Source organism: Rhizobium esperanzae, from assembly GCF_002204185.1.
Lineage (GTDB): Bacteria > Pseudomonadota > Alphaproteobacteria > Rhizobiales > Rhizobiaceae > Rhizobium > Rhizobium esperanzae.
Window position 1 is genome coordinate 223,650 of record NZ_MXPU01000003.1, and the last position, 25,055, is coordinate 248,704.

Below are 25,055 nucleotides of genomic sequence, written 5' to 3' on the forward strand. Positions count from 1 at the left end.
ACCCGATCAAAGTTCGCGTTGCGTGTCGGCAAATGCCGGGAACTTGTCAAGGAGCGCGGCGACGATCTTGCCGAAACCGATGCCCAGAGACGATTTCACCATCAACACGTCGCCCGGCGCGACCGAGTCCAATACATATTCCGTCAATTCGCTCGTGTTCTCGCGGTATTCGACTTGCACGCTTTCCGGCAATGATCCCTTCAGCGCGGCCATCTCGGCACCCGCAAGCCAGACATGTTCGATGCCGGCGGCAAGCAGCGGCCCGGCAAGATCGGCATGGACCTTCTCGGCATATTCGCCCATCTCCAGCATGTCGCCGAGCACGGCGATACGGCGTCCGCGCGCGATCGGCTCGGCGGCCGCCAGCAGCGCGATCGCCGCGCGCATCGAGGCCGGATTGGCATTGTAGCTCTCGTCGATCAGCATGAAGCTGCCGCGACCGCCGCCGATCGAAAGCCGGTGGCGCTTGCCCCTGCCCTTTTCCGGCTTCAGCGTCGCGAGCGCCTCGATCGCCTTCTCCATATCGGCGCCGACGATCCTGACGACGCCGAGCGCCGCCAGCGCATTCTCGGCGATATGGCGGCCAGGCGCGCCGATCGCGACCTCCAGCGTCTCGCCGCCGATCGTCAACCATAGCGTCGAATTCTCGTCCGCGCCGTTGAATTCCGCGAGCCGGAATTCCGCCTTGGCGTGCTGGCCGAAGGAGTGAATGTTCTCGATGCCGAGCGACTGCGCCGTTCGATCGAGGAAATTGAACTGGTCATTGTCGCGGTTGAGCACGACATGGCCGCCGGGCTCGAGCCCTTCGAAGACTTCCGCCTTGGCGGCGGCGATCTCCTTGATGCTCTTGAAGTTGCCGAGATGCGCCGGCGCGATCGTCGTGATGACCGCGACATCGGGACGGATCATCGCCACCAGCGGTCGGATCTCGCCGGGATGATTCATCCCGACTTCGAAGACGCCGTAATCGGTATCATCAGGCATCCGCGCGAGCGTCAGCGGAACGCCCCAGTGATTGTTGAAGGAAGCGACGGAGGCGTGCACCTTGCCCGACGGCGACAGCACGTGCCGCAGCATCTCCTTGGTGGTCGTCTTGCCGACAGAACCGGTAACGGCGATGATTTTTGCCCGCGACCGCTCGCGGGAAGCCTGCCCCAGACGCCCGAGTGCCGCCAGCACATCGTCGACGACGATCATCGGTACCGTCAGGCGGCCGAGGGCGGGAAGCCTCGCTTCGCTGACGACGAGAAGCGAGGCGCCGTTCGCTATCGCCATCGACGCATAATCGTGACCGTCGACGCGGTCGCCCTTGATCGCGAAAAACGCCTCGCCTGATGTAATCGAGCGGCTGTCGATGGAAATGCCGGTGATGCCTTCGGGCAAGGTGCCGAAAGGGCGCCCCGCCATTGCTGCAATCATGTCTTCGGTCGTCCAGAGCCAGCTCAAGATTTCTGTTCCTCCAAGGCCTTGCGCACCTCCGCGTGGTCGGAGAACGGCAGTGTGACGCTCCCGATCGTCTGCCCTTCCTCGTGCCCCTTGCCGGCAACGATCAGCGTATCGCCGGATTTCAGCATGCCGACCGCCTCGCGGATCGCTGTGGCGCGATCGCCGATCTCGCTGGCGCAACTTGCCGCTGCCATAATTTCCGCCCGGATCGCAGCCGGCTCCTCCGAACGCGGATTGTCATCGGTGACGATGACGACATCGGCAAGGCGGCAGGCGATTTCGCCCATGATCGGCCGCTTGCCGCGGTCGCGGTCGCCGCCGCAGCCGAAGACGACGACGACACGGCCGGTGGTGAAGGGCCTCACCGAGTTCAGCACATTTTCCAACGCATCCGGCTTGTGGGCATAATCGACATAAGCGAGTGCGCCATCTTGGGTATGGCCGACCAATTCGAGGCGGCCCGACGCGCCGACCAGTTTCTCAAGCGCCGCCATCGCGACCTTCGGCTCGACTCCCGTGGACATTGCAAGTCCTGCCGCAACCAGCGCGTTGGCGACCTGGAAATCGCCGGCCAGCGGAATGTCCACCTCGAAGATCTCGTCGCCGATATGGATCTCCGCCGTCTGCTTGTGGCGGAAATGCTCGACACGTTTCAGCGAGAGATATTGCCCCTTGCGCCCAACGGTGCGGACGTCATGACCGGCATCGGCAGCCGCCTTGATGGCCTGCGCCGACCACGGATCGTCCGCGAAGACGACCGCCGGCGAGCCCTTCGGCAGCAGCGTATCGAAAAGCCGCATCTTGGCGGCCATATAGTCTTCGATCGTGGGATGATAATCCATGTGGTCGCGGCCGAGATTGGTGAAGGCTGCGGCGGCGAGCCTGACACCGTCGAGACGGCATTGGTCGAGGCCGTGGCTGGAGGCCTCCATCGAGGCATGCGTAACACCCTCGTTGGCGAGCTCCGCCAGCAGTTTGTGCAACGACACCGGATCCGGTGTCGTCAGTGCGCCATACTCATTGCGCGTCGGCGAAACGACACCGGTTGTGCCGATCATCGCCGCTGCATGGCCGGCATGCGCCCAGATCTGGCGGGTGAAAGAGGCGACAGAAGTCTTGCCGGCCGTGCCGGTGACGGCGACCATGGTCTCGGGCTGCCTGCCGTAAAAGCGGGAGGCGGCGATGGAAAGGAAGCGGCGCGGCTCCTTGACCGCAAGCACCGGGATGGAAGCATCGACAGCCTGGGAGGTGATCGCGACGGCGGCCCCACGGCGGGCGGCATCCGCGATGAACCCCGCGCCATCCACCTTGGTGCCGGCGACCGCGACAAAAGCATTGCCCGGTTCGACCTTGCGGCTGTCCGAAGACAGGCCTGAGATATCAAGCAAGCCTGCCGGGCCTTCGAGCTGTGCTTCAAGTTCCGGAAACTGATCTCCGGCCAGGTTTCGCAATTTCATCGAACGCACTTTTCTCTCTTGAAGCCGGTTCACCCCTCGCGAATCGGCGTCGGTATTCATTCACACTCAATAAGACACCAGCAAGGCCGAACCGCCCTCCCCAAATTTCGGCTCGATGCCGAGAATGGGAGCCGCGCGGCGGATGATCTCACGAGCGATCGGGCCGGCAGTACCGGCGGAGATCGTTCCACCATATTGCTTTTCGCCTGTTTTCGGCTCGTCGCAGAAGGTGATGACGACATATTGGGGGTCATCGATCGGGAAGGCGGAGATGAAGGAGTTGAAGTTGAGCGTCGCGGAATAACGCCCGTTCACCACTTTGTCCGCCGTACCGGTCTTGCTGCCGACAGCAAAGCCCGGCACACGGGCGACGCGCCCCGACCCCTTGTAACCGTTGAAATCGAGCAGATAGCGGACCGAGTCGCTGGTCGACTTCTTGAGGACCTGCGTGGCGATCTGATCGGCCTGTTCGCGCGTGCGCGGCAGGAATGTCGGCTCGATGAGCTTGCCACCGTTGACAAGGGCGGCCGCCGCCACCCCGGTCTGCAGCGCCGTTGTCGAGACGCCGTGGCCGAAGGAAATCGTGATCGAATTGATTTTCTTCCACACGCGCGGCTGGCTCGGCATCTTCACTTCCGGCAGTTCGGTCTGCATTTTCGTCAGCAGGCCGAGCTTGGTCAGATAGTCCTTCTGCGAATCGATGCCAACGAGATCGATGACGCGCGCCGTGCCGATGTTGGAGGAATACTGGAAAATCTCGGGAACGGTCAGCCAGCGACGCTGCCCGTGAAAGTCATGGATGGTGAAGCCGCCGATATAGATCGGTTTGCTGGCGTCGAACGTATCGGACATCTTCACCTTGCCGCTGTCGAGCGCCATCGCCAGCGAGAAGGTCTTGAAGGTCGACCCCATTTCGAAGGTGCCGTTCGTCATCCGGTTGAGCCAGCCTTCCTTGGCGCCCTCCTGCGGATTGTTCGGATCGAAGTCGGGTGCCGATGCCATGCCGAGCACTTCCCCGGTGTGCACGTCGATCACAGCCGCGCCGGCCCCCTTGGACTGAAAATTGTTGACGGCGTTGACGACCGCATCGCGAACGATGTTCTGCACGCGCAGGTCGATCGACAGCCGCACCGGCTCCAGCGGCTGGTCGCTCGTCATGCCGACCGAGGCGAGATCGGCGAGTCCCTGGTCGTCGATAAATTTCTCCATACCGGCAACGCCGCGGTTGTCGATGTTGACATAGCCGAGGATGTGCGCCGCGGTTGAGCCGCCAGGATAGAAGCGGCGCTTCTCCGGCCGAAAGCCGATGCCGGGAATGCCGAGCGCCAGGATCTGGCTCTGCTGCTTCGGCGTCAGCTGCCGGCGCAGCCAGGCGAAATGCGAACTCTTGACCGAAAGCTTCTTGTAGGTGTCTCTGACGTCGAGCTCCGGCAAAACAGTTGCAAGCTTCTCCACCGCCTCATCGACGTCAACGATCTTGTTCGGCTCGGCAAACAGCGAGACCGTGCGGATGTCGGTCGCCAGCACCTCGCCATTGCGATCGAGTATGTCGGGCCGCGAGGCCATCAACCGGTCGGGCGGCAGGATGCTGGAGACGACCTCCTGATCCTTCATGGCATATTCGACCAGACGGCCGCCGATGACGACATAGACACCCATGAAGCCAAGGATCAGCAGCCCTACGCGGCTTTTTGCCTGCCCTGTCTTCTTCTTGCGCGACCCCTCGATGGCCACGCCGGCGGAAGGGCCGCCGAAGCGGTTATAGACGCCGGCGGAGAAATGCGCCTGACTCTTCAGGACCATGATTCGGGAAAGAAACGACATTATTCCACCGACCCCGTTTCGATCTCGTCTGCCTCGTCTGCCACCACACCACGCTGCTCAGCTGCGTCACGCTGCTCGGCTGCGTCGTGCTGCTGTACTGCGCCCCGCGGCACGGGCTGCGCTTTGCCGGTCGTGCCTTTGGCGTTGGCCAGGGTCGCACCCTTGGCGCCGGCTTTGGCCTCCGTCACATCCGGTACCGGAACCTCGGACTTCAGCATCGGCAGCTCCTTCGCATGCACGAGCGCCGTCGAATCCGTCGGCTGCAGCTGCAATTCCGCATTGTAGGCATTGACCAGCCGCTCCAGCCGGTTCGGCTGCGATTGCAGAGCCCAATCGGCCTTGAGAAGATCGATTGTGTCCTTCTCGAGCTTGATCTCGGCTTCGAGGCGATGAACCTCCTCGAGCTTCAATTCGGCGCGATGCTTGATCGTGTAGGTGACGGCGGCAGTCGCCGTCATGACGCCGATGAGCACGAGATCGAACGTTTTCAGCATATCAACCTCCAAGCTTTCCGAGAGAGGCAAGATTGGGAAACCCGAAGAGCGACATATCCGCCGCCTCGGCGGCCGCGTCCGTCCGCTGGCCGGCGCGCAGCTTGGCGGAGCGGGCGCGCGGATTGGCTTCAGCCTCCGCCTCGCTCGCCGAAACCATCGTCTTGCCGATCGCCGTGAAGGTCGCCGCCCGCTCATGTGCGGCCGGCAGGTGCCGCGAGCCCGTCGCCTTGCCGGCGCGGTCGGAGAAGAATTTCTTGACGATGCGGTCTTCAAGCGAATGAAAGGTGACGACGACGAGCCGGCCGCCGGGCTTCAGAGCTCGTTCCGCCGCAAACAATGCCTGCGCCAGTTCCCCGAGTTCGTCATTGACGAAAATGCGCAAGGCCTGGAAGACGCGCGTCGCGGGATGGATCTTGTCCTTCATCTTGCGCGGGGTGACCAGTTCGATGAGGCCGGCAAGATCGCGCGTCGTTTCGAAGGGCTTTTCCTCGCGCCGCTTCTCAATCGCATGTGCGATTCGCGGCGCCTGGTTTTCCTCACCGAGAAAATGGAAGATGCGGATTAGATCCGCGACCTTGGCGCGATTGACGACATCGGCGGCCGAAACGCCTGCCCCCGACATGCGCATGTCGAGCGGTCCGCTCTTCTGGAAGGAGAAGCCGCGCTCGGGCTCATCGATCTGCATGGAAGAGACGCCGATATCGAGCACGACGCCATCGAGTCCGCCTTGCGGCGCATGGTCGGCAAGATTCGAGAACTGCGCATGAATGAGCCGGAGGCGGCCGGCATGAGCGGCGACCATCGCCTGGCCCGCGGCAATCGCTGTGGGATCACGATCGAGCGCAATCACCTCGGCGCCGGCCGCAAGGATGGCCGCGCTATAACCACCGGCACCGAATGTACCATCGAGAATGAGCTTGCCGGGTGCGGGCGAGAGCGCTGCGAGGACCTCATTGAGAAGAACAGGAATGTGACGAACCGGTCCGCCACCGGCATCAGTTGAACCTCCGCCAGGATTCGTCGCCATTCCGTTCCCTCGTTCCTTCAGGAACGCTTGCCCGCCAGCTTGCGCTCCCCTCGTGCCTGCGCCTGCGCAACCAAGAATGCCTGCGGCTGCCAGAGCTGAAAATGATCCGCCCGACCGACGAAGGTCACTTCGTCCGAGATGCCGGTGAAGTCGCGGATGAAATCCGTGACCATCAGCCGCCCCTCGGCATCGAGCTTCATGAAGACCCCGCCTCCGTGGATCAGAAGCGACATCGCGTTCGCATCCGGCGAAAATGGATCTTCCGCAGCAATCTGCCGCTCGAATCTTTCGAGAAGATCCGGGCCGCCGATGCTGATCGCCGGAAACACAAAGTCCTGGAAACAGTAAAGCTCCTGAACGTTGCGCTGCGCCAGCACGGAACGAAACGCCGAAGGCACGGAAACCCTGCCCTTGGCATCGATCCTGTTGGTCGCGTTCGAAAGGAAGCGGCTCATGACTCGAAACATCCGTTCCTGCAGGGAGCCGGACAAAAAGACGCCCGAAAGTCCCAATATCAGGCACAGCTTCGCAAGCCGGATGAGCCAAATCCCACCCGACGCTTCTGGAAGGGAAGACGCCTTTGCTTTGCGATGAATGGGCAAATGATTGCCCTGATGCAGTGCGCATTTGGGATAACATGGGACCATATGGGCGTCAATGGGATACGCCCATTTTGCAACGGACGCGTGATCAAACATTTATAAGCTATTAAGTTTAACAAAGGGTTAGCGGCGCCGTTTTACGACAGACACGCATTGATAGCGTCGCACAAAAACACATCTATAAGATGCATGAATATGGGCTTGAAACAGTCGGTTTCAGCGATTTAGGGTGAAAATCCAGCCTGCCGCGGCACGGATGTTAATCGCCAGTTGGCCTGTAAGCCGGGTTCTGTATGGCTCCGGCGTGAACCGGAACGTGGCAGCCATTCCTCTGGGACAGCGCTCGCACGCTGCCTCACGCAACCCACCCGGATGACTGGCCTGGAAACCGGCCGGAGAGCCTTTCGGCCCGCCGCGTCATCCCTATTCGGTCTTGCTCCCGGTGGGGTTTACCGTGCCATATCCGTTGCCGGAGATGCGGTGGGCTCTTACCCCACCCTTTCACCCTTACCTGTCATGACAGGCGGTTTGCTTTCTGTGGCACTTTCCCTGAGGTCGCCCTCGCCGGACGTTATCCGGCACCGTGTTTCCGTGGAGCCCGGACTTTCCTCACCCTACCGCCTTTCGGCATTGGTAAAGCGCGGCTGCCCGGCCAACTGGCAGGGCTCCCATAAACGAGAGAGCCCGTAATTGCTACCGAAATATGGGGGATAGGCTTAACGGAAATTAGGTGTGAAATCCGTGGAGTAGCCCTGTTCGCTGATTCTGCCCGACAAAAGCAGCTCCGCGCCGAGCCTGCTGATTTCGTCCGAACTCTTGGCCGAGGTGCCGGCGCAGCCCGTCAGCACCGCAATCGCGGGCGAAGAGGTATAGCCGATCATCGGATAGCTGCTTTCCGTAAACGAGACAACGCAGGCCGCCGTCGAAATCGACAGCGGCGTCATATCGGGCACAAGGTCGGCTGCGATACGCTGCAGATGCAGGCGCACGCTCTCGCGCCCTTCGGTCCTGAACCAGGCCCGCATCTCGATGTCGTTGTGTAAGACCAGATCGTCGGGATCGCCGCCGATCTTCAAGTAGAATTTGCCATCGGGATAACGGATCGGCGGCAGCAGATAGATATGGATGCCGGGCACGTCGAGAATGAGCGACGGCATCGCCGCAAGGCGGAGCGCATCAGCCTCGCCGACCTCGAACAGCGTTATCGTCCGGCCATAAACCGTCATGTCAACAGGCCGTGGCAACAGATTCTCGGCAATGGAAAATCCGCCCGCCGCCAGCAGCACCTTTTCACCGCGATAGGTGAGGCCCCCGGCAGTCTTGACGGTCGCCAGCCCGCCCTCCTCGCGGATCGAGACCACATGATCCCGGATGACAGTCGCGCCTGCCCTTTCTGCCAGCAGAGATTGTGCCTTGACCAACTTGCGCGGACTGATATGTCCGGCGCCCCTCGCCTCGAATACACCTGCACTGCCGGCGGGAAAGGCAAAGAACGGAAATGCGGTCTTCAATCCGCCCGCGTCCAGAGGCCTGGTCTCGACGCCGAGCGAAACGGCAGCCTGCCGAGTCCTTTCGAGATAATCGCTTCCATTGGGCGCGACGACGACGCAGCCGACCTCCCGATAGAAGTCGATGCCGCTCTCGTTCGCGATTTCGCCGTAGCGACCGATCGAGCGGTTGGCGAGCAGCGCCCAGTTGCGGTCGGGATCGATGGTGCGGGTAATGCGCCCCTCGTCGTAATGGCTGGCGAAAACGCCTGCATGCGCCTTGCGATCATCAGGCTCGTCCGGGCCGATCACCGCGACACCATCCGTCTGCCGCGCCAGATGCCGCGCGGCAGCGGCTCCCATCAGCCCGCGGCCGACGACGATATATTTGAAATCGACTGGCATGATATTCCTCTCAAACGAAGACCGGCGTCAGCTCGCGGCCGAAATCCTCATCCCCGAGCCGCCCTTCCCTGAGAAGCACGGCGCCGAGACGCCCGAGTTCGTCGGAGGATTTGGCCGCGACAAAATTGCCGCCGGTTAGCACCGCGATCCGCGGCGACGGCGTGAAGCCGACGTAGGGATAACCGGTCGGCGTGAAATTCGCCACGCACGGAGCCGATGTAGCCCGGCAGCCCGCCAGCTCCGGCATCAGTTGCAGGGCGATGCGCGAGAGATGATCGCGCTCGGCCACACTGCCGTCGGAACGGAACCATGTGCCGGTCTCTTCCAGCCGGCTGAAGGAAAGCGCCTCGGTATCGCCGCCAAGCTTCAGATAGACCTTGCCGTCCGGATAACGCACCGGCGGCAGGATATAGATGTGATCCTCCTCCCGGTCGCCGAGCACGATGGTCGACGGCATGTCGCCGAAAATCGCCATCTCGCGCTCGCCGATTTCGTAGAAGACAACGGTACGCGCCATGACCCGGAGGTCGAGGGCGCGCGGCAGCAGGGCATGAAAATTGCTGAAAGCGCCGGCCGCGACCAATACGCGCTCGGCGCTGTAGCTTCTGTCGCCGGCCGTCACCTCTACATGGGGACCTGTGTCACGCACCGACGTCGCGGTCGCCTCGATCAGCGAGACGCCGCCCTGTTCGGCGAGCCTGGCTTGCGCGCGCACCAGCGCCCGCGGATTGATGTGCCCGGCGGCCTTGCGCTCGAAATATCCGCTGAAATCAGGGCCGACGGCAAGATAGGGAAAACGCCGGTCGAGTTCCGCCGGGGCGACGATCTCGATATCGCTGCCGAGCGTCCCGCTGACGGTCAGCGCCCTTAGAAGAAAGTCCTGCTCGTCCTTGGGCGGGGGACCGGCAAAAAGGCAGCCGACTTCCGAAAAGAAGGGAATGCCGCTTTTCGCCTCGATGTCGCGGTAGCGTCCGAGCGCCCGCGCGGCAAAAGTTCCCCAGGCGAGATTGCCATCGAAGGTGCGGGTAATGCGCGCTTCGTCATAATGGCTGGCAAAGACGCCGTGATGGGCCTTGCGATCCTCCGGCTCCGAAGGGCCGATCAGCGCGACGCCTTCGGCCATGGAGGAGAGATGCCGTGCCGCCGCCGCTCCCATCATGCCGCGCCCGATGACGATGAACCTGAAATCGATTGCCATGTCTCACCTTATATCGAGGTGGCCACCTCGTTTCGAGGTGGGATATCACGGCGAGCGGTCTGATTCATATCGCAAAAACAGCAGCGGAAGACTTTCCTCCGATCGGGGTGGCGGCTCAGTCGAGCATCGCCAGGACCTTGCCGCAATACGTCTTCGACACCGGGTTCATGCGCGTTGCGCCATGGCCGGCATTATATTTGAGGATGGTGTTGCAGGTCTGCCCGCCGCCGAGCTGATGGGCGGCCGCCAGATACTTCATGCCGTATTTGATGTTAGTCTCGGGATCGAACAGGCCTTTGCGCGTGCCGGAATATCCCATCATCCTGGCCGTTGCGGGCTTGATCTGCATCAGGCCGATTTCGCCGGCGCTGCCGCGTGCCTTTGGATTGAAATTACTCTCGATGCGAACGACCGCCTGGGCGAGCGCCACCGGAACGTTGTATTCAGCTGCATATTTGTTGATCAGCGCAGCATAGGGAATGCTGTTAGAGAAATCGGGCATAGCATAACCGCTCTGGCGATCGACGGTTTTCAGCGGGATGGTTTCGGCCCTGACGCCCCAGTCATCATTAGCCGAGGCAAAGTTATACCCCGCCAGCAGCATGCCAAGGCATGCCGCAGCACCAACAATCAACTTTTTCATATAGTTTCTTCACTCCGACCCAAAGAACTGCAGGACTGCGCGCCTCGCCGTCATCCGGATACACGCGATCAAGGACTGATCGCGTTCCACAGCAATTCTTATCGTTTCATTTGGCGGTCACGGTTACACTTGAAATCAGCCGCGAGCGCCGTTCAGCGGGCGTCCTTAGACCATCGCAATGAGGAGATAATAGGGAAATGATGTGGCGGGGCGGATTTCTCGCTTGTGGCGGCAAAACTGCCCGGAAATCCACCTGCCGTCGTCAGGAAAATCGCGGTAGCGCCGACAGCAGCCGGTGCAGCGTGTCGATCGTCGAGAAATCGGCGATCCCGTCCACTCGTTCGGGCCGGAAATGGCGCTGGAAGGCTTCCACGTCGCCGGCCGTCTTTTCGGAGAATTCGCCCGTAATTTCAGTGGCGTAACCATAAAGCGAAAGCATCGACTGCAGCGCTTCCACCGGCTGGCCGTCGTCCCCGCGCTGAAAGAAACGCCCGCCGGTGATCGTCGCCGGCTCGACCCAATGCCCCACACCCGCCCGATGAAGCTCGGCCCAAGGGAATTTCTCGCCCGGATCGACCTTGCGAATCGGTGCGACATCGGAATGCCCGAGCACTCTTTCCGGCGCGATCGACCAACGTTTGACACAGTCACGACACAATTCGATGACTGCTGCGATCTGTTCTTTCGGATAGTCGGGAAGGCCGCCGGGATGGCCGGCATTGGCGATTTCGATGCCGATCGACAGCGAATTGATATCGCTCTCGCCGTGCCAGCTGCTTTTGCCCGCATGCCAGGCGCGCCGCGCCTCCGGCACGAGTTGGATCACCTCGCCATTCTCGTGCACGAAATAATGGCTGGAAACCTGGCTCTCTTCCCGACAGAGCCAGTCGAGCGCGCCATCGGCCGTCGGCATCCCGGTATAATGCAGCAGGATCATGTCGGGACGCCGCCCGTCCGCCCGCTCGCCGTGGTTGGGCGACGGCCGCACGCAAGCGCCTCGATAATCGGCCTCGAAAGAGGTCATGCGGCGCGGCGTTCCTTCTCGATCGCCGCATAGGCTGCATTCAGCGCCGCCATGCGCTCATTGGCGATCAAATGAAACTCCTTCGGCACCCCACGCGAGATCAGTCGATCGGGATGATGTTCGCTGACCAGGCCGTGGTAACGGCGGCGGATCGTCGGAAAATCGTCGGAAGGCGACACGCCGAGCACCTTGTAGGGATCGCCGCCGGACGAGACGTGGCGAGCGGCGATCTGGTCGAAACGTGTCTCGCTCATTTCAAAGATTTCGGCGATGTGGCGCAGGAAATTCAGTTCCTTCTCATGGATCAGCCCGTCGGCCTTGGCGATATGGAAGAGACCGTCGAGCACGTCTTCCAGCACCGCGCAATTGGCTGCGCAGGTGGTGCAGAGCGTGGAGAGCCGCTCGGCGTAGGCCCCATAGCCGGCAACATCCTGACGCGCGAGGTTATAAAGTCTGGCGACATTCTTGGCTTGATCCGGCGGAAATTCGAAGATTTCCCGGAAGGCCTCGACCTCCCTCTCGCTGACGATGCCGTCGGCCTTGGCCATCTTGGCCGAAAGCGCGATGATTGCCACAGAGAACGCCACTTTGCGCCGGGTTTCGGGGTCGCCTTCGAAAACCGTTCGGATCGCCTCGACGACCGCGGAAAGCGCATTGCCCGCGGTATTGCCAATGGCATTCAACAGTTTTTCCCAGAAGGACATCGAAAATCTCTCGCACGCTTGTCAAGTATGAGAAGTCAGCTTGACCAAAGAATCTGAGCCTTTGCAAGGCGACGATTGGTCGTAGCATCGAAAACAGTTTTCACAATTCGGTAATTATTGCACCGCAGCAAGCGGTCGGTCGCTTTCGCCGGATCTGCCGTAAGAGAGTGCCCGCACCATCTCACTCGATCTTAGCCGCCGATATCCACAAACAGTTCCCGACAAGCAAAGCGGGCTTGAAACGATTATATCGATACTTCGAGCCGCCTTCGCCGTTGAACCCGGCAAAAAGCCGCTTCTTTCGTAGATTCTTTACTTTACAGAGCCCTTTCCCTGCCGCATCCATGCGCTAGCTACGCTGCCGCACTGAACACCATAGGAGGGATCATGGCCAAACAGAAAGTCGCAATGCTGACCGCCGGAGGCCTGGCGCCCTGTCTTTCCTCCGCAGTTGGCGGCCTCATCGAACGCTACAGCGACGTCGCGCCCGAAATCGACATCGTTGCCTATAGGTCCGGTTATCAGGGCGTGCTGCTAGGTGATCGGATCGAGATCACCGGCCAAATGCGGGAAAGAGCGCCGCTGCTGCACCGCTATGGCGGATCACCGATCGGCAACAGCCGCGTCAAGCTCACCAATGCCGCCGACTGCGTCAAGCGCGGTCTTGTCAAGGAAGGCGACAACCCGCTGAGGGTCGCCGCCGAACGTCTTGCCGATGACGGCATCACCATTCTCCACACGATCGGGGGCGACGACACCAATACTACGGCCGCCGACCTTGCCGCCTACCTCGCCGCCAACGGCTACGACCTGACCGTCGTCGGCCTGCCGAAGACGGTCGACAACGATGTCGTACCCATTCGCCAGTCGCTCGGCGCCTGGACGGCCGCCGAAGTCGGCGCGCATTTCTTCGACAATGTCAGCAACGAGCAGACGGCCGCACCGCGCACGCTCGTCATCCACGAGGTGATGGGCCGCCACTGCGGCTGGCTGACGGCAGCCACCGCCCGCGCCTATCTTCAGCGCACCAGCCGCAACCAGTATGTCGACGGCCTGATGATGGACGCGCATCTGAAGAGCATCGACGCCGTCTATCTACCGGAAATGGCCTTCGACCTCGACGCCGAGGCCGCCCGCCTGAAAGACATCATGGACCGCACCGGCCATGCCACCGTCTTCGTCTCGGAAGGCGCCTGCCTCGACGCCATCGTCGCCGAGCGTGAAGCTGCCGGTGAGACCGTCAAGCGCGACGCTTTCGGCCATGTGAAGATCGACACGATCAATGTCGGCGCCTGGTTCCAGAAGCAGTTCGCCAACCTCCTCAACGCCGAGCGTTCGCTGGTGCAGAAATCGGGCTATTTCGCTCGCTCGGCCCCGGCCAATGGCGACGACCTCAGGCTGATCCAGAGCATGGTCGATCTCGCCGTCGAAAGTGCGCTCAATAAGGTCTCCGGCGTCACCGGTCACGACGAAGCGCAGAACGGTAAGTTGCGCACTATAGAATTTCCTCGCATCAAAGGTGGCAAAGCTTTTGACCTGTCGACGGCATGGTTTGCCGAAGTCATGGACAATATAGGGCAGAAATACAAAGAAGCATGATTGACGGACGGTTAATATGGTGTCTTTGCTTGTTCCCGACGGGATAGGAGGAGATTCCATGTCGCTTGAAGCCTGGCTCGCTTTTGCTGCCGCATCCGCCATCATGCTGGCCATACCGGGGCCGACGATACTGCTCGTCGTTTCCTATGCGCTCGGCCATGGCCGCCGGACGGCCTTTGCGACGGTGAGCGGCGTGGCGCTCGGCGACTTCACCGCCATGACAGCGTCCCTCTTCGGTCTCGGCGCGGTGCTCGCCACCTCCGCCGCTCTCTTCACCCTTTTGAAGTGGATCGGCGGCGCCTATCTGATCTGGCTGGGAATCAAGCTCTGGCGGGCTCCGGTGATTGGCGAGCCGGTCGCCGATAACGACAATCTGCCGGAGGAAAAGTCGCTTAAGATCTTCCTTCACGCCTATATCGTCACCGCCCTCAATCCGAAGAGTATCGTCTTCTTCGTCGCCTTCGTGCCGCAGTTCCTCAACCCGGCCCTGCCCTTCTTCGGGCAGATGGCGATCATGGAAGCGACCTTCCTGGTGCTGGCGATCTTCAACGCCGCCACCTATGCTTTTCTCGCCCATTCCGCTCGCGGACTGATTCGCAAGGCGAGCGTCCAGCGCGCTGTCAACCGGACCGGCGGCACTCTGCTGATCGCTGCAGGCGCCGTCACGGCTGGGTATCGCCGTATTGCGGCTTAAAAATCCGGGTATCGCGCTATTGCAGCTTAGAAATATTCCGTGGTTGCCGGAATGCAACGAATAAGTTAATGGGGTCATCGGGTTTAAGCTTTTTGTAACTTTTATAACGCTGCCGGGGCGGCGCGATTTCACGAAAGTGACGGAATGGTAGCGATCGGATTGTCCGGCCTGAAACGCGGTCTTGTCGTTTCCACGATGCTCTGCTGCGGCGTGATCACCGGCTGCACGAGCGTCGAATATACCTCTCAGGCCGAACTGACAGCTACTCAGACAGTGGTGCCGACGCCGAAGCCCGGCGAAGATGCGATGCTCGCCGCGGTCCCGACAGCGGAAGGTGCTGCCGGCCAGGCAATCGCCGGTACCGGTCTTCCCCAGGCAGCTCCCTCGCTCACCGCAACGGCTATGCCGACTGCGCCGGGCTCCCAGCCTGCCGATCTGACCATGCAGGCCGGCATACAGCCAGCGGCCTATGCGCAGATCCCGTTGACGCCTGAGATGACGGCGATCCAGTCCGTCGTGCCGACGCCGCGCCCGGGAACCCCCGCGCCGCCGGCAACGCAGCTTGCCTTCGCCGCTACGCCGCAGAACAGCGCGCTTGCAGCACTTGCTGCAGTCGACACCACGCCGCGCTCCATGGATTACGGCTTCGACGAGTCAGGACCGATCGATCCGCCGACGGCTCCCCCGATGTTCAGCGACGACGACAGGGACGATGCGCCGACGGTCGAGAAGAGCTTCGTCACCAAGCTCATCCAGAAATATTCGAAGATCTACGAAATTCCCGAGACGCTGCTCCACCGCATCGTCCATCGCGAGAGCCGCTACAATCCGAAGGCTTACAACAAGCGCGGCTATTTCGGCCTCATGCAGATCAAATACAACACCGCCAAGTCCATGGGCTATGACGGTGCGCCGGGCGGCCTGTTCGACGCCGAGACCAACATCAAATATGCCGCAAAATATCTGCGTGGCGCTTGGCTCGTCTCCGACAACAAGGAAGACGACGCCGTCCGCCTCTATGCGCGCGGCTATTATTACGACGCCAAGCGCAAGGGCATGAACGACGTCGCCCAGGGTAATTACTGAACCGGGCAGCTGCCGGAACAACCCAATTGAAACAGCGGTCATAGCCTACGGCTGCGGCTGAGCCTGCTGTTGTGATCCGGCCTGCTGTTGCGGCCCTCCCGATTGCGGCAACGCCGCTAGGATCGCCTTCAGAAGCGTTTGCGGCTGATAGCCGAGCCAGCCCGGCGTCAGCCCGAGCCGGACGACGACCAGATTGGCGGAAGGCACGATCGCCATGCTCTGCCCGTCATGCCCCGTGAGCCAGAACGTATCCTCTGGCAACCCGAGCGCGGCGCTGGAGCCACCGGGCGCGAGCCAGGCCTGACCTTGCGTATACCGGCCGTTCGAGGCGGCCGTCGGCGTGCGCATGGCGCCGACGAAGCCCTCCGGCAACAGCCGCTGGCCATTCCACACCCCATCCTGCAGCAGGAACTGCCCGAAGCGTGCCCAATCATGCGCCGTCGCGTAGAGATAGGAGCTTCCGACAAAGGTGCCGCGCGCGTCGAGTTCGAAGACCGCACTCGTCATGCCGAGCGGCAAGAAGAGCGCGTCGTGCGGATAGGAGTAGGCTGCCGGCGCATTGCCGACTCTGTCCATCCAGATGCGCGACAAGAGCACCGCCGTGCCGCTCGAATAGCGGAAGCGCTGACCCGGTGCCGCCTCCATCGGCGCATTGGCCGGCAACGACACCATGTCGGGGTCGAGATAGAGCATGCGCGTCACGTCAGCGACGTTGCCGTAGTCTTCGTTGAATGCCAGGCCGCTCTCCATACCGAGCAAGTCGGATACCTTGATCCTGGCGCGCTGATCGTCCTTCCACTGCGCCAGCAGATGATCATCGTCGAAGGAAATCTTGCCATCGAGCATCAGCCGGCCGAGGATGGCCGCATTCACCGTCTTCGTCATCGACCAGCCGATCAGCGGCGTCTTCGCTGAAAATCCGGAACCATAGGCTTCAGCGACGATTCGGCCATCGCGCACCACCACGATCCCCCGCATGGCTGGGCCGGCAAGCCCTGTATCGTTAAGCACCGCAGCGATCTTTTCGTCCCGACCGCCGACCCCCTCGCCTTCCGGCCACAACGCCGCGTTCGCCTCCATTCTGGCCGGCGCGTCGAAAGCTACCGCATTCGCCGCCGCCTCGAAATCGCCGTCGGGCACGCTCGTGCAGCCGAAAGCGCCCCGGTAGAGTGCGTGGCTCGAAGCAAACAGCCCCAGGAAGCGCGCGGTCACACGGTTGCTGTCGCGGTCGACGCTGACGCGCACGAGCCGCAGCAGCGGATTTCCCGGCGCCTGCACGTCATCCGCCAGCACGTCTTCGGCGTTACGGCCGGCAATGAAGACGTTGGAGCAAACGATCTTGGCGGCATAGCCGTCGCCGACGCGCAGAAGCTCCGGCGGCCGGACGAACAGCCAGGCAGCGCCGGCAACGACGATGAGAACGACAAGGAGAGCAAGCGCCTTCAGGATACGCAGGACAAATCGCATGGCATTCCTCCGAATGCCCGGAGAGAAGCAGGAATTCCGCCTGCCGGAAAGGCCGCGACGCGAAGAATATTCCGTCACCACGATCACTTTCCGAGGAGGGCGATGTTTTCGAACGGCGCAGGCCCACAGCCCGCGTCATCAAACTGTAGCAGTGGCGCGCTACACGCCCTGAACGCTAAAAAGGTGACAGACTCATGTCAGAATTTGCACCGGATGCCGGCTTCCGCAAGAACCGGAAACTCAAGGACGCGCTTCTCCGCCATAAGGCTTTTTCGAAGGAGGGCTTCTCCGAGCGTCTCTTCGGTCTTCTCTTCTCCGGCCTCGTCTATCCGCAGATCTGGGAGGATCCGGATCTCGACATGCAGGCGATGGAGCTGAAGCCCAATCATCGCATCGTCACCATCGGCTCCGGCGGCTGCAACATGCTCGCCTATCTCTCCAAGGCGCCGGCCTCGATCGACGTCGTCGACCTCAACCCGCACCATATCGCGCTGAACCAACTGAAGCTCGCCGCCTTCAAGCATCTGCCCGATCATACGGATCTCGTCCGCTTCCTGGCGATGCCGAACGAGAAGTCGAACAGCCGCGCCTTCGACCGGCATCTTGCCGCCAATCTCGACGAGGCGACCCGCAGCTATTGGAACGGCCGCAAATTCGGACGCCGCCGCGTCACCGTCTTCGACCGCAATATCTATGAAACCGGCTTGCTCGGCCGCTTCATCGGCGCAGCCCATCTCCTTGCCCGTCTGCACGGCGTCAAGCTGCGCGAAATGACCAAGACCCGCTCCATCCGCGAGCAGCGCCAGTTCTTCGACGAGCAGATCGCCCCCCTGTTCGAAAAGCCGGTCGTACGCTGGATCACCGGCCGCAAAAGCTCGCTCTTCGGCCTCGGCATTCCGCCGCAGCAATATGACGAGCTCGCAAGTCTTGCCGCCGATCATTCGATCGCGCCGGTGCTGAAGCATCGCCTGGAAAAGCTCGCCTGTCATTTCCCGATGCGCGACAACTATTTCGCCTGGCAGGCCTTCGGCCGCCGCTACGGCACGCAAGAAGAAGGCCCGCTGCCGACCTATCTGAAGCCGGAGCACTACGAGGTGATCCGCGCCAATGTCGACCGCGTCAACGTCCACCACGCAAGCTTCACCGAACTTCTGGCCCGCGAGCCGGCGGCCTCCCGCGACCGTTACATCCTGCTCGACGCGCAGGACTGGATGACCGACGGGCAACTGAACGACGTCTGGCGGGAAATCACCCGCACGGCGCGCGAAGGCGCGCGCGTGATCTTCCGCACCGCAGCCGAAAAGAGCATCATCGAAGGCCGCCTGTCTGCGTCGATCCGCGATCAGTGGGATTACTTCGAAGAGAAATCGCGAGAGCTGACGGCGCTCGATCGCTCGGCGATCTACGGCGGCTTCCACATTTACGGGAAGAAGGCGTGAGCAAGGTCGGCACCGAGACGGCAGGAAACAGCAACGAACATGCCAGCCTGATGGATGGCATGTACCGCTACCAGCGCCATATCTACGACCTGACCCGCAAATATTATCTCCTCGGCCGCGACAGCACGATTCGCAATCTCGACGTGCCTGATGGCGGCACCCTGCTCGAAGTCGGCTGCGGCACCGGGCGCAACATGGCTTTGGCGCACAGATATTTCCCGAGTGCCAAGCTGTTCGGCCTCGACATTTCCCAGGAAATGCTGATCTCGGCGCGCAAGACCTTCGCCACGAAAGCGACAATCCCGGAATTCCGCGTCGCCGACGCCACGGCGTTTACGCCGCGCGAATTCGGCGTCAGCGGCTTCGACCGTATTCTGATTTCCTATGCTCTGTCGATGATCCCCGACTGGGAGCGCGCCGTCGATGCGTCGATCGCCGCACTCAATCCCGGTGGCCAGCTGCATGTCGTTGATTTCGGCCAGCAGGAAGGCCTGCCGCGTTGGTTCCGCCGCATGCTGCAGACCTGGCTTGCGAAATTCCACGTCACTCCACGCGCCGATCTGGAGGAGGTCCTGAAAGCGCAGGCCGAGGAACACAATGCGCGATTGTCCTTCGAAACAGTCGGCGGCGGTTACGCCTGGCGGGCGGCCATCATCAGCAGGCGCTCATAATTCGCTTGAAACTAACCCATTTTTTACGTTGATATGATGAAAAGAGGGTTATTCCTCTGCTCGGCTCGTCATTTTCGAAGGTCAGGCTGTGGGGCAAAGAGATCATTCGGTTCACGACGGGATACCCATGCGCCGGCTTTTGTTTTGCGTTCTGCCCCTGGCCAGCTTGCTGGCGGGCTGTTCCTCCTCCGGTCACGACTATCTCGAAACCGCATCGATCAAGCCGAAGACGCGCTTCCAGGACACCGATCCGCAGGATTTCGGCCCGAAGCATCCGCAACAGAATGCAATCCACGGCATCGACATCTCCAAATGGCAAGGCGATATCGACTGGGCGACAGTGAGGAATTCCGGCGTCGCCTTCGCCTTCATCAAGGCGACGGAAGGCAAGGACAGGGTCGACCCCCGCTTCGATGAATATTGGCGCGAGGCGCGCGCCGCCGGCATCCCGAACGCCCCCTACCATTTCTATTATTTCTGCTCCTCGGCCGATGAGCAGGCCGACTGGTTCATCCGCAATGTGCCGAAGGAGGCCATGCGCCTGCCGCCGGTGCTCGACGTCGAATGGAACGCCGAATCGAAGACCTGCCGCTACCGCCCCGACGCGAAAACCGTGCGCTCCGAAATGCAGCGTTTCATGGACCGACTGGAGGCCTATTACGGCAAGCGCCCGATTATCTACACCTCGGTCGATTTTCACCGCGACAATCTCGCCGGCTACTTCCAGGACTATCATTTCTGGGTCCGCTCGGTGGCAAAACATCCCGAGGTGACCTATTCCGACCGCCGCTGGGCCTTCTGGCAATATACCTCGACCGGCGTTATTCCCGGCATCAAGGGGCCGACCGACATCAACGTCTTTGCCGGCAGCGCAAAGAACTGGAACAATTGGGTCGCGGCCGTTTCCAAGGATAGAAATTCTTAGTAACGTCTTTCAATCTTTCTTGCTTCCGTCACATTCCTCTGTGAAAGCGACGGGCATCCATTTGCTATAAGGACCGCATTCATGCACCGCTCGCTCACAAGCCGCTCTGCACTCGCCCTCCTGTTTGCCCTCGCTATTGCAGGCGGCGCGGCCGCCCAACAGGCGCCCGCGGCCTCGGCTCCGGCAGCCCCCTGCGGCGGCGATCTGTCTGCCTTCCTCCAGGGCGTCAAGGCTGATGCGGTCGCCGCAGGCGCCAGCGCCGCAGCCGCCGACGAGGCGCTGGCCGGCGCCGAAATCGATCCTAAGGTCCTGAGCCGGGATCGTGCCCAGGGCGTCTTCAAGCAGACCTTCCTCGAATTCTCGCAGCGCACCGTCAGCCAGGCCCGCCTCGACATCGGCCGCCAGAAGATGAAGCAATATGCCGACGTGTTTGCCCGGGCCGAGCAGGAATTCGGAGTTCCCCCCGGCGTCATCACCGCATTCTGGGCAATGGAAACCGATTTCGGCGCCGTCCAGGGCGATTTCAACACCCGCAATGCCCTGGTGACGCTGTCGCACGACTGCCGCCGCCCGGAGCTCTTCCGCCCGCAGCTGATCGCCTTGATCGAGATGGTCGAGCACGGCGACCTCGATCCCGCCACCAATACCGGCGCCTGGGCCGGCGAGATCGGCCAGGTCCAGATGCTACCGCGCGACATCATCGCCTATGGCATGGATGGCGACGGCGACGGCCATATCCACGTGAAGCAGAGCGGCCCGGACGCCGTCCTGACGGCGGCGAAATTCATCCAGCACCTCGGCTTCGAGCGCGGCCAGCCTTGGCTGCAGGAAGTCACCGTGCCCGACAACCTGCCCTGGGAGAAATCCGGCCTCGGCGGCACGATGAAGGCCGGCGAATGGTTCGCCCTCGGCGTCAAGCCGCGCGACGGCAACACCGCTTTCGGCGATCTCGAAGGCGATCTCGTGTTGCCGCAGGGCCGCATGGGACCGGCTTTCATCGCCTACCCGAATTTCAAGATCTATCTCGAATGGAACAAGTCGTTCATCTACACGACGTCGGCCGCCTATTTCGCCACCCGCCTTTCCGGCGCCCCGACCTATCTCAAGGGCGCACCGGAACAAGGGCTGGCCAACGATCAGATGAAGACGCTGCAAACCAAGCTGCAGTCGCTCGGCCACGATGTCGGCGAGATCGACGGCATTCTCGGATCCGGAACACGTATCGCGATCCAGAAGGAACAGCAGCGCTTGGGCATACCGGCCGACGGCTGGGCGACGCCTGCCCTTCTCAACGCTCTCTGATCGCCACTGACACTCCCGCCGCTCGTTTTGCAAGAAACGGGTGGCGCCGCTTACCCCCCGCGTTAAAGCATAATGGTGAGGAGCGCCGCCGGGTCTAAACGATCCGGCTTTGGATGGAGGAAGACGGCATGGACAGCAGAATGAGTGCCTGGATCTGGAGCCTGCTGCTCCTGCTTGGTCTTATCTGGGGCGGCTCCTTTTTCTTCGCACGCATCGCCGTCCAGCATATCCCACCACTGACGCTCGTCTTCCTCCGTCTGCTGCTGGCCGGGCTGGCGCTGCACGTCTATATCGCCGGCCGTTTCGATATCTATCCGACTCTGAAAGCCCGCTGGCGCGAATTCCTGATCCTTGGGCTGATCAACAATGCCCTGCCGCATGCGCTGATCTTCTTCGGCCAGACCCGCATCGGCGCCGGCCTTGCGGCGATCCTGAACGCGACAACGCCGATCTGGACCGTGCTGATCGCCAATTATTTCACCTCCGACGAAAAGCTGTCCTCGGCCAAAATCGCCGGCTGCCTCGTCGGCCTCACCGGAACGATCGTGCTGGTCGGCCCCGGCCTGTCGGCCAGCGGCCAAGCCCCCCTCTGGGCGCTGCTGCTTCCCGTGCTTGCCGCCATCTCCTATGGGTTCGCAGCCACCTACGGCAAGCGATTCAAGGACGTTCCGGCACCAGTCACCGCAGCCGGCCAGTTGACCGCGTCCTCGCTGATCACTTTGCCGCTGTCGCTGCTGGCCGATCGCCCCTGGACGCTCTCCTTGCCGCCGCTCGATGTCCTGCTCGCCGTCCTGGCGCTGGCGCTGTTGTCGACCGCCTTCGCCTACATTCTCTATTTCCGGATCATGGCGGCGGCAGGCGCCACCAACGCCTCGCTTGTCACCCTGCTGGTGCCGCCAAGCGCCATCCTTCTCGGCGTGATTTTCCTCGGAGAACGGTTGGCGCTGGGCGAATTTGCCGGCATGGCGCTGATCGGTTTCGGACTCGTCATCCTCGATGGCCGCGCCTACCGCCTGCTGGTGAAAGCCGCGTGAGAGCTGGTTGTATATCCCTATATTCTCAAGCGCTTGTCGATGTGCCCTGTTTCAGGCACATAGGTAAATTCCCAATCGCCCGATTTAACGACGCGTTAAAAACTGTGAACAAAAATAAACGCGAAATTATCTCGTTTTATCAGCAGCTTGTGAAAACGGTATTCGACTTATCCACCGGCCGCTTCGGCAGCGCAGCATAAAATCCGCTTTTCAACCGACATATTTCAGACATAATATCGGCCAGTTAACGCGAGGAGACAGACATGGGACTCACGCAATCCTTGAATGTTCTGTTGGTCAGTGCAGCGTTTGCTTTCGTCCTGTCCATGCTCTTTATCTGAGCTGACGGGCTGGTGACGCTGATAGTGCCTAAACTCCCCTGATCAATCCGCCAAACGAAAAAGCGCATGTCCCGCCCGACATGCGCTTTTTCACTTTTGAATGTCTGGAAGAATCAAGCGGCGGCGCCCGCACTCTTTGCCGCCCGGCGGGAGTAGCCGAGATTGTCGAGCACCGCGGAAACCAGCGGTGCGCGGTTCATCGTATAAAGATGGAAATCACCGATGCCTCGGCGGACGAGATCCTCGATCTGCTCGGCAGCAACTTCGGCCGCGACCTTTGCCCGATCCTCGGGCTTGTCGTCGAAGCCCGCGAAGCGCTCGTCGAGGAAGGCGGGGATGACCGCGCCGCAGGCGCCGGCGAAACGCTTCAGCTGCGTCAGGTTCTGGATCGGCATGATGCCGGGCACGATCGGAATCGAGATGCCGGCGGCGCGCACCCGCTCCAGGTAGCGCTCGAAATTGTCGTTGTCGAAGAAGAATTGCGTCAGCGCCCGGTCGGCACCGTTATCCGCCTTGCGCTTCAGCATCTCGATATCGGCGGCCGTATCACGGCTTTCCGGGTGTTTTTCCGGATAGGCGGAGACCGAAATCTCGAAATCACCGACCGACTTGAGGCCGGCCACCAGTTCCGCAGCATTGGCGTAACCGCCGGGATGCGGCTGATAGGGCGCGCCGACGCCGCCAGGCGCATCACCGCGCAACGCCACGAAATGCTTTACGCCGACCTTGCGAAACGTATCGATCATTTGATGCGTTTCCTCCTTCGTCGCACCGACGCAGGTCAGGTGCGAGGCGGTGGCAAGCGGCGTCTGCGACAGGAAGCGCGTCACCGCCGAAAGCGTCGGCGCCTTGGTGGTGCCGCCGGCGCCATAGGTCACCGACACGAAATCCGGGTCCCAATCCTGCAGCTTAGCGACGGTATCCCAGAGCTGCCCTTCCATTTCTTCCGATTTAGGCGGAAAGAATTCGAAGGAGATTCCGAAGTTGCGCCCGCGTCCTTCGTTTTTCAAAGCCATGTCATACTCTCCCGGCAATTGTAGGTTCGGCGCCTTCGCTTAGTTGCGAAGCCATGAGGCGCCTCGGATCGCGCGCGAGCCAGACGGTGACCGTCAACCCCTGCCCGCCCTGCTGACCCGGATGAAGATCGACGACCTGCTCGACGTCGAGCCCGGCCTTGCGCAGCCAGTCGGACATCGCCTGGTGCGAAAAGCCGAGACGGACATGGGCATGTTCGTCACGAAGATATTCGAGCGTGTGCGGCGCGAGGTCGATGACCACGAGCCGCCCGCCCGGCCGCAGCATGCGCGCCGCCTCCGCGATCGCAATCTCCGGCTGGTCGAAGAAATGCAGCACCTGATGAATCGTCACCAGGTCGAAATCCTGGCCCTCGAACGGCAGGTTGAGGATATCGGCGTGGCGCACCGTCGCCTTGGTGATACGCGACTTGTCGAGATTAGCGCGCGCCACGCTCAGCATGTCGCGGCTGGCGTCGACACCAATAGCGCGGCGATAGAGCCCGGACAGGAGTTCGAGGATGCGGCCGGTGCCGGTGCCGAGATCGAGCAGCGAATCGATCGGCTGGTTGCCGAGCAGGCGGATGACGGCGGCGTCGACCTCCTCATCAGCCGCGTGCAGGCGGCGAAGCTCGTCCCACTCCGCGGCGTTGCGGCTGAAATAGGCCTGCGCCCGCTCGGCCCGCTGGCGCTTGACCTGCGAAAGCCGTTCGCCATCGCGAAGGATGGTCGGATCATTCTCGGAGACATGTTTCAGCAGCGCCCGCACGAGCATGGCCGCCTTGCCGTCCTGCTTGAGGCGGAAATAGGCCCAGGCGCCTTCTTGGTAGCGTTCGATCAGTTCGGCCTCGCCGAGCAGCTTCAGGTGGCGGGAGATGCGCGGCTGGGATTGACCGAGAATTTCGGTAAGATCGGTCACCGTTAGATCGCCACCGTCGAGAAGCGCCAGAAGGCGCAGACGCGTGGGCTCGCCGGCCGCCTTCAAGACGTCCACCAACCCATCCAGTCCCAGCTTCAAAGGTTCGCTCATCATTGACCCAATCAAGATATAAAGATATCTTTATGTGATTTGAAAAGCGGTGGCAAGCGGCAATTCACACTGTTCGCGAAATTGCCTGCGCAAATTGCGACAGGCTCTGACATGAAAAAGCCCCGGCCGAACCGGGGCTTTCG

22 protein-coding genes and 1 other RNA gene are annotated in these 25,055 nt (G+C 61.6%); 8 read left to right on the forward strand and 15 right to left on the reverse strand.

Annotated elements, in window-relative coordinates; genetic code table 11:
- Positions 1 to 6: 6 nt before the first annotated feature.
- The 12 genes from B5E41_RS05445 to B5E41_RS05500 form a co-directional block, all read right to left on the reverse strand.
- A complete protein-coding gene (locus B5E41_RS05445; RefSeq protein ID WP_088391691.1) occupies positions 7 to 1,446 on the reverse strand; it encodes a UDP-N-acetylmuramoylalanyl-D-glutamyl-2,6-diaminopimelate--D-alanyl-D-alanine ligase in 1,440 nt (479 codons plus the stop codon).
- Positions 1,443 to 2,963, reverse strand: a complete 1,521-nt coding sequence (locus B5E41_RS05450; protein ID WP_088391693.1) for a UDP-N-acetylmuramoyl-L-alanyl-D-glutamate--2,6-diaminopimelate ligase — start codon at positions 2,961 to 2,963, stop codon at positions 1,443 to 1,445. Before B5E41_RS05450 ends, B5E41_RS05445 begins: the two co-directional genes overlap by 4 nt.
- A gap of 6 nt (positions 2,964 to 2,969) precedes the next feature.
- Entirely contained in the window at positions 2,970 to 4,727 is a 1,758-nt protein-coding gene (locus tag B5E41_RS05455; protein ID WP_088391695.1) for a peptidoglycan D,D-transpeptidase FtsI family protein, read from the reverse strand.
- On the reverse strand, positions 4,727 to 5,221 hold the full coding sequence (ftsL, locus tag B5E41_RS05460) for a cell division protein FtsL (RefSeq protein WP_088391697.1): 495 nt from the start codon (positions 5,219 to 5,221) through the stop codon (positions 4,727 to 4,729). Before ftsL ends, B5E41_RS05455 begins: the two co-directional genes overlap by 1 nt.
- Before the next feature lies 1 nt (position 5,222).
- Positions 5,223 to 6,248 (reverse strand): 16S rRNA (cytosine(1402)-N(4))-methyltransferase RsmH, encoded by a 1,026-nt coding sequence (rsmH, locus tag B5E41_RS05465; protein ID WP_088391699.1) that lies wholly within the window; start codon positions 6,246 to 6,248, stop codon positions 5,223 to 5,225.
- Positions 6,249 to 6,265: 17 nt separating this feature from the next.
- Positions 6,266 to 6,703, reverse strand: a complete 438-nt coding sequence (mraZ, locus tag B5E41_RS05470) for a division/cell wall cluster transcriptional repressor MraZ (RefSeq protein WP_245303060.1) — start codon at positions 6,701 to 6,703, stop codon at positions 6,266 to 6,268.
- 409 nt (positions 6,704 to 7,112) lie between these two features.
- Positions 7,113 to 7,510: RNase P RNA component class A (gene rnpB, locus B5E41_RS05475), an RNA gene on the reverse strand.
- 56 nt (positions 7,511 to 7,566) lie between these two features.
- The gene (locus B5E41_RS05480) at positions 7,567 to 8,742 is read right to left on the reverse strand and encodes an NAD(P)/FAD-dependent oxidoreductase (protein WP_088391703.1); all 1,176 of its coding nucleotides are present in this window, start codon (positions 8,740 to 8,742) and stop codon (positions 7,567 to 7,569) included.
- Between the two features lie 10 nt (positions 8,743 to 8,752).
- Complete coding sequence (locus B5E41_RS05485) at positions 8,753 to 9,940, reverse strand: NAD(P)/FAD-dependent oxidoreductase (RefSeq protein ID WP_088391705.1); 1,188 nt, start codon at positions 9,938 to 9,940, stop codon at positions 8,753 to 8,755.
- Positions 9,941 to 10,055: 115 nt separating this feature from the next.
- Positions 10,056 to 10,583, reverse strand: coding sequence for a lytic transglycosylase domain-containing protein (locus tag B5E41_RS05490; RefSeq protein ID WP_088391707.1), 528 nt, complete (start codon positions 10,581 to 10,583; stop codon positions 10,056 to 10,058).
- A gap of 262 nt (positions 10,584 to 10,845) precedes the next feature.
- Entirely contained in the window at positions 10,846 to 11,607 is a 762-nt protein-coding gene (locus B5E41_RS05495; protein ID WP_088391709.1) for an N-acetylmuramoyl-L-alanine amidase, read from the reverse strand.
- A complete protein-coding gene (locus B5E41_RS05500) occupies positions 11,604 to 12,311 on the reverse strand; it encodes a J domain-containing protein (RefSeq protein WP_088391711.1) in 708 nt (235 codons plus the stop codon). The genes B5E41_RS05495 and B5E41_RS05500 overlap by 4 nt, the downstream gene beginning before the upstream one ends.
- A 387-nt stretch (positions 12,312 to 12,698) precedes the next feature.
- Between B5E41_RS05500 and B5E41_RS05505 the strand changes: the two genes are divergently transcribed.
- The 3 genes from B5E41_RS05505 (at position 12,699) to B5E41_RS05515 (ending at position 15,690) form a co-directional block, all read left to right on the forward strand.
- Positions 12,699 to 13,910 carry a pyrophosphate--fructose-6-phosphate 1-phosphotransferase gene (locus B5E41_RS05505; RefSeq protein WP_088391713.1) on the forward strand — a complete coding sequence of 404 codons (1,212 nt, stop codon included), beginning with the start codon at positions 12,699 to 12,701 and terminating at the stop codon, positions 13,908 to 13,910.
- A gap of 58 nt (positions 13,911 to 13,968) precedes the next feature.
- Entirely contained in the window at positions 13,969 to 14,604 is a 636-nt protein-coding gene (locus B5E41_RS05510; RefSeq protein WP_064803836.1) for a LysE family translocator, read from the forward strand.
- Between the two features lie 144 nt (positions 14,605 to 14,748).
- Complete coding sequence (locus tag B5E41_RS05515) at positions 14,749 to 15,690, forward strand: lytic transglycosylase domain-containing protein (protein ID WP_088391715.1); 942 nt, start codon at positions 14,749 to 14,751, stop codon at positions 15,688 to 15,690.
- Between the two features lie 45 nt (positions 15,691 to 15,735).
- Here B5E41_RS05515 and B5E41_RS05520 read toward each other — a convergent pair whose 3' ends face one another.
- Positions 15,736 to 17,157, reverse strand: a complete 1,422-nt coding sequence (locus B5E41_RS05520; protein WP_088391717.1) for a serine hydrolase domain-containing protein — start codon at positions 17,155 to 17,157, stop codon at positions 15,736 to 15,738.
- Positions 17,158 to 17,351: 194 nt separating this feature from the next.
- Between B5E41_RS05520 and B5E41_RS05525 the strand changes: the two genes are divergently transcribed.
- From B5E41_RS05525 to B5E41_RS05545, 5 genes are all read left to right on the forward strand, one after another.
- Positions 17,352 to 18,596: a BtaA family protein gene (locus B5E41_RS05525; protein WP_088391719.1), complete on the forward strand. Its 1,245-nt coding sequence runs from the start codon at positions 17,352 to 17,354 to the stop codon at positions 18,594 to 18,596.
- Complete coding sequence (locus B5E41_RS05530) at positions 18,593 to 19,267, forward strand: class I SAM-dependent methyltransferase (RefSeq protein WP_088391721.1); 675 nt, start codon at positions 18,593 to 18,595, stop codon at positions 19,265 to 19,267. The genes B5E41_RS05525 and B5E41_RS05530 overlap by 4 nt, the downstream gene beginning before the upstream one ends.
- Positions 19,268 to 19,394: 127 nt before the next feature.
- A complete protein-coding gene (locus B5E41_RS05535; RefSeq protein WP_064803846.1) occupies positions 19,395 to 20,192 on the forward strand; it encodes a glycoside hydrolase family 25 protein in 798 nt (265 codons plus the stop codon).
- 81 nt (positions 20,193 to 20,273) lie between these two features.
- Positions 20,274 to 21,494 (forward strand): lytic murein transglycosylase, encoded by a 1,221-nt coding sequence (locus tag B5E41_RS05540; RefSeq protein WP_085860049.1) that lies wholly within the window; start codon positions 20,274 to 20,276, stop codon positions 21,492 to 21,494.
- A 128-nt stretch (positions 21,495 to 21,622) separates the two neighbouring features.
- Positions 21,623 to 22,528 (forward strand): DMT family transporter, encoded by a 906-nt coding sequence (locus B5E41_RS05545; RefSeq protein WP_088391723.1) that lies wholly within the window; start codon positions 21,623 to 21,625, stop codon positions 22,526 to 22,528.
- 454 nt (positions 22,529 to 22,982) lie between these two features.
- Here B5E41_RS05545 and metF read toward each other — a convergent pair whose 3' ends face one another.
- Together metF and B5E41_RS05555 are read right to left on the reverse strand one after the other, a co-directional pair.
- Positions 22,983 to 23,885 carry a methylenetetrahydrofolate reductase [NAD(P)H] gene (gene metF / locus B5E41_RS05550; RefSeq protein ID WP_020921810.1) on the reverse strand — a complete coding sequence of 301 codons (903 nt, stop codon included), beginning with the start codon at positions 23,883 to 23,885 and terminating at the stop codon, positions 22,983 to 22,985.
- A 1-nt stretch (position 23,886) separates the two neighbouring features.
- Entirely contained in the window at positions 23,887 to 24,912 is a 1,026-nt protein-coding gene (locus tag B5E41_RS05555) for an ArsR/SmtB family transcription factor (RefSeq protein ID WP_064811733.1), read from the reverse strand.
- Positions 24,913 to 25,055: the final 143 nt, after the last annotated feature.